Annotated in this window: 9 protein-coding genes; all 9 read left to right on the top strand. The window is 49.8% G+C overall.

The annotated features are described in order from the left end of the window. Nucleotides 1–146 precede the first annotated feature (146 nt). The 9 genes from L3V30_RS17905 (at nt 147) to L3V30_RS17945 (ending at nt 11,599) form a co-directional block, all read left to right on the top strand. Nucleotides 147–1,793 (top strand): site-specific integrase, encoded by a 1,647-nt coding sequence (locus tag L3V30_RS17905; RefSeq protein ID WP_237309407.1) that lies wholly within the window; start codon nt 147–149, stop codon nt 1,791–1,793. Beyond that, nucleotides 1,768–4,701, top strand: coding sequence for a site-specific integrase (locus L3V30_RS17910; RefSeq protein WP_237309408.1), 2,934 nt, complete (start codon nt 1,768–1,770; stop codon nt 4,699–4,701). Before L3V30_RS17905 ends, L3V30_RS17910 begins: the two co-directional genes overlap by 26 nt. Continuing rightward, a complete protein-coding gene (locus L3V30_RS17915; protein ID WP_237309409.1) occupies nt 4,694–5,968 on the top strand; it encodes a hypothetical protein in 1,275 nt (424 codons plus the stop codon). The genes L3V30_RS17910 and L3V30_RS17915 overlap by 8 nt, the downstream gene beginning before the upstream one ends. A 249-nt stretch (nt 5,969–6,217) precedes the next feature. Then, nucleotides 6,218–7,381: a DUF3596 domain-containing protein gene (locus L3V30_RS17920; RefSeq protein ID WP_237309444.1), complete on the top strand. Its 1,164-nt coding sequence runs from the start codon at nt 6,218–6,220 to the stop codon at nt 7,379–7,381. Then, nucleotides 7,378–7,989: a hypothetical protein gene (locus L3V30_RS17925; RefSeq protein WP_237309410.1), complete on the top strand. Its 612-nt coding sequence runs from the start codon at nt 7,378–7,380 to the stop codon at nt 7,987–7,989. Before L3V30_RS17920 ends, L3V30_RS17925 begins: the two co-directional genes overlap by 4 nt. Nucleotides 7,990–8,865: 876 nt before the next feature. Then, the gene (locus L3V30_RS17930; RefSeq protein WP_237309411.1) at nt 8,866–10,029 is read left to right on the top strand and encodes a DUF3596 domain-containing protein; all 1,164 of its coding nucleotides are present in this window, start codon (nt 8,866–8,868) and stop codon (nt 10,027–10,029) included. Next, on the top strand, nt 10,026–10,625 hold the full coding sequence (locus L3V30_RS17935; RefSeq protein WP_237309412.1) for a hypothetical protein: 600 nt from the start codon (nt 10,026–10,028) through the stop codon (nt 10,623–10,625). The genes L3V30_RS17930 and L3V30_RS17935 overlap by 4 nt, the downstream gene beginning before the upstream one ends. A gap of 273 nt (nt 10,626–10,898) precedes the next feature. Beyond that, nucleotides 10,899–11,192: a hypothetical protein gene (locus tag L3V30_RS17940; RefSeq protein WP_237309413.1), complete on the top strand. Its 294-nt coding sequence runs from the start codon at nt 10,899–10,901 to the stop codon at nt 11,190–11,192. Then, nucleotides 11,189–11,599: a type II toxin-antitoxin system YafO family toxin gene (locus L3V30_RS17945; protein WP_237309414.1), complete on the top strand. Its 411-nt coding sequence runs from the start codon at nt 11,189–11,191 to the stop codon at nt 11,597–11,599. The genes L3V30_RS17940 and L3V30_RS17945 overlap by 4 nt, the downstream gene beginning before the upstream one ends. Nucleotides 11,600–11,643: the final 44 nt, after the last annotated feature.

The following is an 11,643-nucleotide window of genomic DNA, read 5'->3' on the forward strand; positions in this document are numbered from 1 at the left end:
ACACAAATGACACACCATATATAGAATTAAACAGTCCTCTAAACATACCAGTGGCCCAAAAGCACCGCGTGACGATGTGAGACGCTTTCTCCTCCTTTTGGACTCTGGACGCAACAGGCTTGGTATTGGACAACAAGAGGCAATCGATGAGAGACTCAGAGCAACGAAGAAAAGCGGAGCGAAAACGAAATGCAGGAGGGGTCGCCCCGAATGCGAAACGTCACGCCTTAAAGCTGCTGGCCGCCATTATACGTCTCAAGCAGCGATTCTCCGTTCAGGTTGCCCCCCACCTTGATGCCAACCTGACCAATACCGAGAAAATCTCTCCGCTGGACAGGGCGCTGCTGCTCTTTCTCTACCTGTGGCTGATCAATCGCTTGCCTCATTGCCACTCGATTGAAGATATCCCCGATCTTCGCTTAGTCAGTGGCCGTGACGATTGCGACGCGTATCGCCTGAGAAAAATACGAAAAACCGCGCCCAGCTGGGTAGAATACGCGATGCCCCATCGCACACCGCAAGGCACCGAATGGCGCTGGCAGCCCATCCCAAACGGTCTCAATCACTGGTTCGTGGGTGCCCTCGCCCACACCAAGGCGAACAGCCAGGCGTGGCACATGAGTGAGGATGAAAAACGCGCGTTCTTGAGATTTCTTCAGACAAAATGGCGCACGCCCGTTGCCTTAAAGGGGTACGACATGATGCGGCGCGATCATTTTTATCACTATATTGACTCAATGCTGCATCGCGATCCGCACGTGTCTGTGTGCACCAAATACAGCGCACTTCAGGACAAGTCGCCGCATCATAATAGCGCGCCCGCTTATCAGAGCAGTAATACCAACGCCGTTCGGTATGAGCTTTTTCATGCCCAAGGTCGCTATCTTTCTCGGCTGCACCAAGCCATGCCGAGTGACTTACTGGCGCTGTTTTGCGCGCCCGAACCCGTCACCGGCAACGATGCGCCGCTGTTCAAAGCCCAGTCATCGGTTCCGGCCTATTTGGCCACGCCCGGAGAGATTGTTGCCTTTCGCTACGCGATCACTGATTCGACGCGCGAGTATCTTCCGATACCGGCTCAGCCGATTGGATCGACTCGACAGCTTTTGGTTAATGACGTTCGCCAATTTTTCGCCCGACTTGCCAACAAAGGCCGAGCACTGGAGAAAAAAAGACACACCACTGCCTCACTGCGTGAGCTTCACAACTTCCGCGCTTATGAACTGGCGCTGCTACTGATCGCGCTCACGGGGACTCGGCCCACCCACGCGATTTCGCTTGAGAAAGCGCTGTGTTTTGATCGGCGTTCAGCGCTGGTGTTCGATAAAGGCATTTATCGAACCTTGTATTTATGCCCCGCCTTTGAACGTACCCTCCGTCGCTATCTCAGCCTGCAGCGCCAGCTGGCCGACATGACAGGGGTTGCGTTAGAGAGCCCCTACCTTTGGTTTACCGTGACCGAGGCGATGAGTATTGCGCACCTCAATGCCCAATCACTTCGCCAGTTTATGAGTTCAACGTGGCAGAGCGTGAACCCGAGCGAGCGTGTCGATCCTTATCAGCTTCGCCATTTTTTTGCCCAGCATGCACTGAACTCGCTTGATCCTGTGTTAACCGCCGGAGACATCGATAGGCTCATGGGGCATGCAAATTTCGGCGAGCAGCTCGGCAGCGATGTGCTGTTTCCCGCCAAGCAGCGCAAGCTGCATCGCTTTCTCGATAAGCTACCCGATTTTTTGCACCTATCTGAGCCGATGGAGGAGTACGATGTCACACACCACGCTGCGCGCTGACGCGATTGCCGAGTTCCATGATAATTTGGGGCTGCCATGCGCCGCAAAAGCGGATCTTTGCTGGGTATGTGAACAGATTGAAGCGTTTGAATTACCCACGCGTGCGCTCAGCGTGCCGCAGCTTAACGCTCTCAATACTCGTATCCGTCAATTTGTCACCGGTCGTCAGCGCCACCTCAAGGCAGCGCTCGATCAAACCCTGCATTATCTCAAAGAGCGTTGTGAGTGGGAGCTACCGGCCGTACAAACGCCCGTCTTTAAGGATACCCAGCAGCAATGGCTGCTCTCCATTCTCAAACAAAGCGCGGCCGCCAGTTCGCTCCTGCACGCCTATCACGCGCAGCGAGCCTCTTTTGTGCGTGAGCGCTGGGAGGAAATGGGCTGGCTTTTGCTGGTGCTTAACATTGAGGTGGCGCCACTGCCCCTACGATATTGGCAGCGCATCTTAACCTCTCCCGAGTCCATTGAATGGTTTGAAGGTCGCATGACACTCACCGTGGAACACACGCAAGCACTGGCCAACTTTACCAGCAAAGAGCAACCGAGCTTTACGCGCTATCCACTGAGCCTCTTTGCCTACAAAGTCTTACAATCCTTTTATCTTCACCCTCCCTGTAAACACCTTACGACGACAAGACTCACGCGTGCACTCAATGCCTGGTGCGAAGGCGTGCCCTATTGCATGCCGCCAAGATTAGACCAAGACTGGCATAAACTCTTTCAGGCCATCTGGTATCACCATCACGCCCTTCCCGTGCCTCTTTTGCGTGATTTTAGCGATCCTGAGCGTCACGTCGCGACACTTGAGTGTGCGCATCAAAGGCAGGCACGTGCGTCCACGAAGTCCTCAACGCTGTCGCCCAGCGCGCGGGTTTCCCTCCTATCAACGCCTTCAGAGGGCAAAGCCAGCTCCCCCGCTTCCGCTTCCCGTTCATGGCCACACAAAACGCTTATTCGTTCCTTAAAGCCGCAAAGCAAGAAAAACCGATTGCCGCCCACACTGGGCAGTGACAATGTCCTACCATGGTTTTTTTATCATTTTGCGGACTCACTGCATCGTGAAGGCGGCGTCATCAAAAAGACGCTTGGGGCCGACACCATCGACCGTTATACCAATTTTTATTCGCAGCTTTCGCCTTTGTCACTCAAAGACGCCAGCGATCCTGAAGCACTGCCTCGCTGGGCTCGTGATCAGTTTGAACGGATAACGGACAAGACGACCCCTTGGCATCTCTTCAATTTTTTGCGTTTCATGACACACATTGAGCTCACCGATCACCTTGATCTATCGCAGTTTGAGCGCCCGACACTGCCAAGCCAAGTCGACCCTTTTCGCCTCAGTGCCCAAGAGGTGCACGACGTGGCTATGGCGCTGCTCCGTGACGATCAAAGCGGCGCTCTTGATGGCCTGTTTTCCGCCACTGCCGTTTTACTGGGTTACTATGCGATGCTGCGACGGGGAGAAATGCTGAGACTTCGCCTTGGTGACATCAGCTATCATGAGCATGACAAACAGCGCTTTGAGCTCATCATAACTCGCACCAAGGAAGGGGCACCCAAAGGCAATAAAACGCGCATCACGCATGCCTACCTACCTGAGGTCTGTGCCAAACTGATACGCGCCGTCATTAAGCTCAAAGCGCAGTGCCCTCCCGACACGCCGCTGCTCGGTTATGTGGGGGAAAGCTTCGCGCAGCGAGATCACTATTACCTTTACCCTGTCAGCCAGAGGCTTAAAGCGCACTTTGGCCCACAGATCCGTTTTCATCATTTAAGGCACAGCGGCGCCGAGCTTCTCTACCTGCAAGGGCTGCATCTTGCCTACCAACGAAGCAGCGAGCACCTTCAAGGCATTCTTGAATCCACCACGCTGAGCCTGCTCACCCCACAGGCATGCCAGGCCCGCTTCGATTTTTGGCTGGAGGGACGCGCCTTTGATGACGTCAATGATGGCATTTTACTGGACGTTATTGGCGATGAAATCGGTCATACTTACTACAGCACGACTCGAAAGCACTACCTGCATGACATGGTCAAGGTGGGGCTGCTCATCTATCCCTACAGGCGAGTGTATCACCGTGATGAACTTCGCTATCTGCTCGGCATGTCACCGAGTTCTAACGATATCTCGCGCGTATTGAATGCGCTCGAGCCCAATTACGCGCTGATGAGCAATGAGCAAAAAAAGCGGTGTTCGCTCTCGCTGCGTGACGCGCAGCTCATTACGCTGGTTTGTGACTCGACGACGCGCCAGGCCAAAGCCCTTAGCCAGGACATCACCACTTATCGCAGGGCGGCGTTACCTAATCCGCCGTGCTGGGATGAGAATACGCTGATCAAAGCGTGGCTCAGCACACTTGATGCGCAATCCCACGCCCTTACCCCGTTTTCACCCTTCACCAAGCGTTCGCTCTCGTTACGTCCAGGACAACCGGTCGCGTTCCTCACGCTCAGTGAGCAATGGCTCGCGATGGCGCGAGGTGACGTGTTTCGATTTGACCGCAAAGCCAGAACGCAGCTTCGTGCTCTGGGCCGCGCCACGGTAGGCGCGACAAAAGTGCAAGATGGTCAAGCGTATTTGACGCTGTCCTTTGACTGTCGCTGCAATGACAAAACGCGCAAAGCCTACCAGGCCTTGTTCCATCACGGCCCACTTCAGCACTGCAACGCCGAGCTCACGCTGTATCAAAATCGCAAACAAAAAGCACGCAGCCCGAAGCTGGACAAGCTCAACGCTGAGTTTGCGCGTCCACACGATCGCGTCAAACGTCTCATCGTGCCGGCCGGCGATACTCGTCTGGTTATTACGGTTCACACACGTGTACCAGCGCAGGACTTACAAGACTCACTGCAAACCTATTTCGATCACCTCACGCATAACAAACAAAAGGATGCCGTCTATGCCTAGTTTATCTATCGACCCAAAGCACCATGATAATCTCCAGCATCTCCTTGCTCCCATAGCCAAAAGCGACTCTACGGCTCTGCTCACGTTTATTATTGATAAAACTCATGCCTATGTGATCGGTGGCCTTCTCGATGCGCTTCAATACATCACCCTGCCGATAGAGCGCGACTGGAAACTCAAACCTGGCCAATGGAGCCTCAATGCCAGCAGCTTTAAAGAATACTGGGCATTGCAAAGTCCGCTACGAGCGCAAAAGCAGACCATTACGATACAGTTAAACTACGATCAATATCGCACCCTGCCGCAAATAGACACCCTGACCGAACGAAAATCGCGGCTGTATATTCAGTCGATTGACGCGTTAGATGCGCACCTTACCTTTTTTGCGCGTCATCACGATACCTTTTTTAAGCCAATTCAAGAGTCCAGCGGTCATCGTGAGCCCACCCGTGAGATATTAAACACGCTCGATGTCGCTGACACTTATCGACCATTTGATGCGTATGAGCTAGAAAAGGGGAAATCCAGCATTCGTATTGAGCGTGGTGGCAACATCCACTCGTATGCGCTGCCCGAGGAATTTGTGCCAAATTGTAACTTACTGCTCAACAAAGAAAGCGTGGATACGCTAAGACACCTGTGCGAAACCACGGACTCTGACGAGATCCAGATCTATACCGATGACGAGTGTGCCCTCTTCTCCGATGGTCAGCGCTGCTTCAGCAGTTCACTCAAGTCGCTACGCGAGTATCAAAAAAAGCAAGAGGTCGCGTATCAAACCGAGTTTCGTCTCGTAGTCGACATCCACCGGTTTAAAGAAGAAATCGATAGCTACCGCGCCATGGCTTTAGTGAAACAAGCCAATGAAGCGCTGCTTCTGGTGAGTCGAGATCGTGTGATGCTCGCCGGCCTGACGCTGGAGACCGGCGAAAATGCCTTTCTCAATGTCAAAGACATCAAACACAAACACGACATGGTGCATCGCATCAATTTAAGTGAGCTGGCGAAAGTGCGGATAACGGACATCACGTCGGCTAAGCAGATCAAACTTGCGCTACTCAAAAATGCGAGCGAAGGCGTGTATAAGCTTGGCTTTTATAATGATGTGAAAGGCGAGCACCCTTACGCGTACGTCGATGATGTCGCCCCCGCGCCCGATAAGCTCTCACTGGCCCTAGACGCCAAAAACAAACTCGAGGCGCAGCTCGAAGGCAAAGTGGATGATGAAACGGCTCAGATTGACATGGTTGGCTATGACGACATTTAACATTTGTCGCAAAAGCACTGGACAAATATCCAGCACCTGATATGGTAGTTGATGAGATTTTCACCAATAGTGGCTAAAAACGCACTACTCGAAAATCAGATAAGCAGTTGGGATAGGAAGGCGGCAACCTCCCTACCCCGTACCGGCTGCGAGGACGTTTAAACCCACCCCAGCCGATGGCACGATTCTAACGAATTCCATCGGTCAGGGACAGATCTATTTATGGATCCCACACTGATGGAGGCCACCATGGCGCACATTCGTATTCGCCCCAACGGGCGTATTCAATTCGATCTGCATATATACGGTCGCCGCTTTCGTGAAGGCACGAAGCTAATGGCGACACCAAAAAACCTCAGTCAAGCCAAAGCCCTTCTCAAGCAGATGAATGCTGAGATTGACCTCAACACCTTCCAGTACCGCGACTATTTCCCCGACAGCAAAAAAGTGCCAATCTTTGAAACGCTGCAGCGAGAGAAACACCCCGACCGTCTCTATCCGTTTTTCGATGATTTTGCCAATCAATGGTTTGACCGCCAAAAAGGCAAATGGAAAAGCAGCTATCAAAATACGGTGCGCAACACCCTAGACCGTTATCTGATTCCCGCCTTTGGTAATACGCTCATTAATGAAGTGACGTTAGCCAATGTGGAATTTTTTCGTGAAACTCTCATCAACCACCTGGACGACAAGGGCAATCGCAAGCTCTCAAATAAACGTATCAACGGCATCTTTTGGCCGCTGGTCTCCATTTTAGGCCTCGCCGCAGATGAGCATCAATTTACCTACCCGCTTCGCCGCTATAAAACGCTCAAAGAAGAAAAAGCCGATTCTCACCCGATGACCATACAGGAGGTTCAGCATTTTCTGGTGACAGTACCTGTAGAATGGCGCGACTATTTTATTGTCCGTTTCTGGACCGGGATCCGCAGCTGTGAAATTCATGGCCTGCACTGGGAGCACATCGACTTTGACCACCGCCTCATTCGTGTTCGTCAGAACCTGGTCAATGGCGAACTGGGCGAAGTCAAAACCCCGAAATCACGCCGAGAGCTTAAAATGTGTGACACCCTATTGGAGGTATTCACCCGTCTAAAAGCGCAAAAAACGGATGACTCCCCCTTTGTGTTCACACACCAAGGAAAACCGCTCGACACCCACTTCGTGAGCAAAAGCCTTTGGTACCCGACGCTCGAAAAAGCCGGGCTTAGACGCCGACGTCCCTATGAAACCAGACATACCGCCGCCGTGCTTCATATCGCCGCACACGAAAACCCGCTTTATATCTCTCACATGCTTGGCCACAGCGATACACGCTTATTATTCAAAGTGTATGCGCCCTATGTCGCCAATGCATCAAGAAGCGATGGCAGTGCGTTTAATGAATTGATGAAGAAGGAGGGTTTTCTATGAATGATGGCCTCTCATTTGAAGCGCAATGGGATAAACTCAATACTTTGCTTGATTTTCAACACGCTCACGACAATACGCTGATCATCATGGCATTAGGTGGGTTATCTCAGGATGTACAGCGGATTTGGTGGCAGTACGAAGCGCCTTTTGATTTACACCCTTCGGCGCTTTTACAAGACAGCCTGTCGCTTTATGCTCAGCGCAGCTGGCAACAATACCGAAACGATACCGCTCTATTTCACGCGCTCAATGACCACGTGACCGCGTGTTTTAGCTCTCAGAGCCATTACTATTTTGATCTTGAGTTACACCACCGCTATCCCGATTTGCCGTTGATTAAGTTTTGGCTTGCGTCGGCGTCATGCTGCTGCCGAGAATATCCAGTCAATCAGGGAGATTTGTGGCTACAACACCTTCGCTTGACTCAAGCCATGAGCCTCGCGATGGAGCAAAAGACATACTGTCCTGAACGACTCGTCGGATATGGCGAACAATGTGTCATCGTCATGGATGTTGAAACTCGGTGGGTGGTGATTTGCAGTGAGAAATCATTTTTACCCTTCAAGGCATTGGGATATCAATTTTGGCATTGTTGGTATCCTTCATAAAACTGAAGTGATATTGATATCCAAAGGTGTATAAATTAAGTACTTACTGGTGAACACTTACCCCTAAATAACCAAAAGCCCCAACCGCTATATCACGGTTGGGGCTCTGTCACTATTGGGGAGAAAACAATAACCTCAGAAAAGTGTCTCTACATTGTCTCACTGCAGAGACAGCATCCAAGGTAACGTTCTGTTAATGAAAGATAAAAAAGGATCACCAACGATCATTACCAAGGGTTTTGACTATTGGGAAAACACTTAAAAAGCCATCCAGACGTCTAAATCAACAGATAAAAAATCCACTTTAAAAATGACCAATCGTGACGTATAACAGTCAAAAAACTGAGTTCGAATGATGCATTTTTGCATCATTTTGAACGATGATTTTGTCGAATTTTTAGCAAAAACAAAGAACGATCGTAGCCAAAAAAACCGACCACACCGCGATGATTGACTCAACGCTTGGTTAAGTCCGTGCGCTTTCAAAACCGCCCTATTGACCAGAGTCAGCCCAAGCTATCGAATCACCGCATGAATAACCATCCAACCACCGCAATTCTGCCAGCAAATCATCGATGCGAAAGGGACCCTCTCAGCTAGCTAAGTGGAAAAGAGAAAAAATGGAAAATAATTGCGCAAACACTGGACAAGTGATCAGTATGCACTATAGTAGTAGAGGATATTTTGACCAATAGGTAAGCTTTTCAAGCCTATTGGCGAAAGACAATACGCAGTTGGGATAGGAAGGGTGCAACCTTCCTACCCCGTACCGGCTGCACCCTGTTTAACGAGACCCAGCCGATGACAAGATTCTAGCGAATTTCATCGGTCAGGGACAGATCTATTTACGATCTGAGAACCGATGGAGGCCATACTATGGCTCATATTCGCATTCGTCCAAATGGACGCATCCAGTTCGATCTTCACCTTTACGGCCAGCGCTTTCGCGAGGGCACCAAGCTTGAAGCCACTCCGAAAAACCTCAAACAAGCCAAAACAAAACTGGCAAAAATCAACGCTGAGATCACCTTAGGCACCTTTCAATATCGCCAGCACTTTCCCCACAGCAAAAAAGTCCCCGTTTTTGAAGCACTCGAACGTGAGCAGCATCCCGATCACCGCTACCCTTTTTTTAACGAGTACGCCAATGAGTGGTTTGAACGCCAAAAAGCCAAATGGAAATCCAGCTACCAACAGACCGTATGGCTTAACCTCAAGCGCTATTTGCTCCCCGAGTTTGGCAATACGCTCCTTGGTGAGCTGACATTAGCGGACGTCGAACACTATCGAAACCGTCTTATCGAACAAACCAAGCCCGACGGTCAGCGTAGGCTGTCGAATCACCGCATCAACAACATCTTATGGCCACTGGTGGCGATCCTAAGCCTTGGCGCGGACGAGTATGAATTCAATTATCCGCTACGCCGCTATAAAGCCCTTCGAGAAACACGAGCCGATTCCAACCCACTGAGCGCCGAAGAGCTCAAACGATTTTTTCAGGCACTCGATCCCGACTGGCACGATTACTTCTTGGTGCGATTTTACACTGGCTTACGCAGCTGTGAACTGCATGGCCTTCACGATGAACACTTGGATTTTGAGCACCGTCTAATACGAGTCAGACAGAACTACGTCAATGGCGAGTTAGGGGATCTCAAAACCACAGGCTCAAGACGCGATCTGAAAATGAATGAAGCGGTATTTGAGGCGCTAAAACGAACCGTCGCTCGTAAGACCATCAATACACCCTTTGTGTTTACCAACCCAGATGGCGCGCCGCTCGATACACATTACGTGAGCAAAAAACTCTGGTACCCGACGTTAGAAAAAGCCCAATTATCTCGCCGTCGTCCCTATGAAACGCGACATACTGCCGCGGTATTGCACATCGCGGCGCATGAAAATCCGCTTTATATCTCTCACATGCTCGGCCACAGCACGACCAAGTTATTATTTGAAGTCTATGCGCCTTATGTAGCCAATGCTTCACGCCAAGATGGCAACGCCTTTAACGCACTAATGAAGGAGAATCTATTATGAATATTTTCACCTTCCGTCAGCCTGAGGACTTTTTCGTCGCGACAGGTGACCAACGCCAACTGGCGGCGTTTGCGTTAGGCGCAGCACACCCAAGCGTTCATGCTGTACTGACTCAATTAGACGCTGTGCAAATCAGTCAAACAGCGAGCCTCGAACAGTTAACGTGGATAGCCCACACCTTGTTCGAGCAGCACCGCTCTAAGCCTGGCATAACAAAGACGCTTGAGGATTATCAAGCCCACTTGCAGAGTGATGACTCTCGTCAACTCAATGACGTCACTCATCATGAACACTACGCCATTTTACCACTCCTCAAATGGTATCAGGCCACACTCGATGAGTCGTATGATGTGGACATCTTATGGTCGCGTCACCTAGCACGCTGCCAAACCCTGTGTTTTGCCTTATATTGGAAACAACATTGTCCTCAAGCCTGCATTGCCTACAATCAGCTTGAACTCAGCCTCTACGATCCCGAACTCAATCAATCTCACTACTACACTGACACCGCCACTGAGTTTGAATTTAATTGTGGCACCTTACATTGTGAAGTAGGCGCATTTCCTTGGTCGAATGTGGTGAACCATGTCGGTTAACTTGCCATACTTCATTCATTGACCTATGAAAAAAAGCCGCTAGATATCCCTCTAGCGGCCTGAAGCAACCCAGTGGCTTTACCCCTTCATTAACGATTCAAGATCCTCTTTAATCGCATCTTGTAGTCCTATGATGTGAACGATTCACAACGAAAGGAGCGAGATTGCGCAAGCATCATGTTCAGACAGATACATTTCACTCCACTAGATTCTGTACAAACACACAATACAGACATACAATATTAAGTACATAATTAAGTACTCGAGGGTATTATGAAAACAAGTACCATTTATGCTGAAAAAGCCGTGTCATCAAGCGAAGCTAGAAAGCACTTTAAAGATTGCTTATCTGGGGATCCTGTCGTGATTTTGTCGAACAATGAACCGGCTGGTTATATGATGAGCGCCTCTTTTTTTGAAGGGCTGATAAAAGCTTTAGAGGATAAGAATGCTGGCTCTGTTTCATCATTTAGACCAATGAGTGCTCGCTTAGAGGTCATTACTCACCTGAACGCTCAAGCGTTAACAGAACTTGATGAGAAGACTTTGGGTGAGTTTCAAGAGTGAGAACGTCATTAGATATTCGAGTTTTTAAGCATAAGATCTTAATTGATGCACTGACTGAAAGTGAGCTTCATTCTTTGACTAAAGATTTTAGGTGCTATAAGGAGACGGGTGAAAAGCCAGATTTCTTTGGTCGTGATGAAGCTTATGATCATCCCAATACATTACCAATCCTAAAGTCAGAAGAAGTAAAGCACATTCACTTGGCTGCTAATGATGCTCCATTCTTAAGTTCTATCCAATTTTACCAAACAAGTGATAAGCACTTAGTGTATTGCCAAGGCTGGAATGAACCTAACTGTTTCCTGTTAATCGCGATTTTGGCACCTGATGCTCATGAGCAAGCTCGCAATAGAACCATCATGCATAATTTGGGCTTGATTGCTGAAAAATTCAGGCAGCATTTCTAAAATATTCTGTCCCAAAATATGACAAAAGGATGGCTGTGACAGGC

It is taken from the genome of Vibrio sp. A1-1, assembly GCF_021728175.1.
Classification (GTDB): domain Bacteria; phylum Pseudomonadota; class Gammaproteobacteria; order Enterobacterales; family Vibrionaceae; genus Vibrio; species Vibrio diabolicus.

What these genes read in the sequence shown, in the direction of transcription:
- L3V30_RS17905 (WP_237309407.1), top strand. Translation starts at nt 147, where the DNA reads ATGAGAGACTCAGAGCAACGAAGAAAAGCGGAGCGAAAACGAAATGCA.
- L3V30_RS17910 (WP_237309408.1), top strand. Translation starts at nt 1,768, where the DNA reads ATGTCACACACCACGCTGCGCGCTGACGCGATTGCCGAGTTCCATGAT.
- L3V30_RS17915 (WP_237309409.1), top strand. Translation starts at nt 4,694, where the DNA reads ATGCCTAGTTTATCTATCGACCCAAAGCACCATGATAATCTCCAGCAT.
- L3V30_RS17920 (WP_237309444.1), top strand. Translation starts at nt 6,218, where the DNA reads ATGGCGCACATTCGTATTCGCCCCAACGGGCGTATTCAATTCGATCTG.
- L3V30_RS17925 (WP_237309410.1), top strand. Translation starts at nt 7,378, where the DNA reads ATGAATGATGGCCTCTCATTTGAAGCGCAATGGGATAAACTCAATACT.
- L3V30_RS17930 (WP_237309411.1), top strand. Translation starts at nt 8,866, where the DNA reads ATGGCTCATATTCGCATTCGTCCAAATGGACGCATCCAGTTCGATCTT.
- L3V30_RS17935 (WP_237309412.1), top strand. Translation starts at nt 10,026, where the DNA reads ATGAATATTTTCACCTTCCGTCAGCCTGAGGACTTTTTCGTCGCGACA.
- L3V30_RS17940 (WP_237309413.1), top strand. Translation starts at nt 10,899, where the DNA reads ATGAAAACAAGTACCATTTATGCTGAAAAAGCCGTGTCATCAAGCGAA.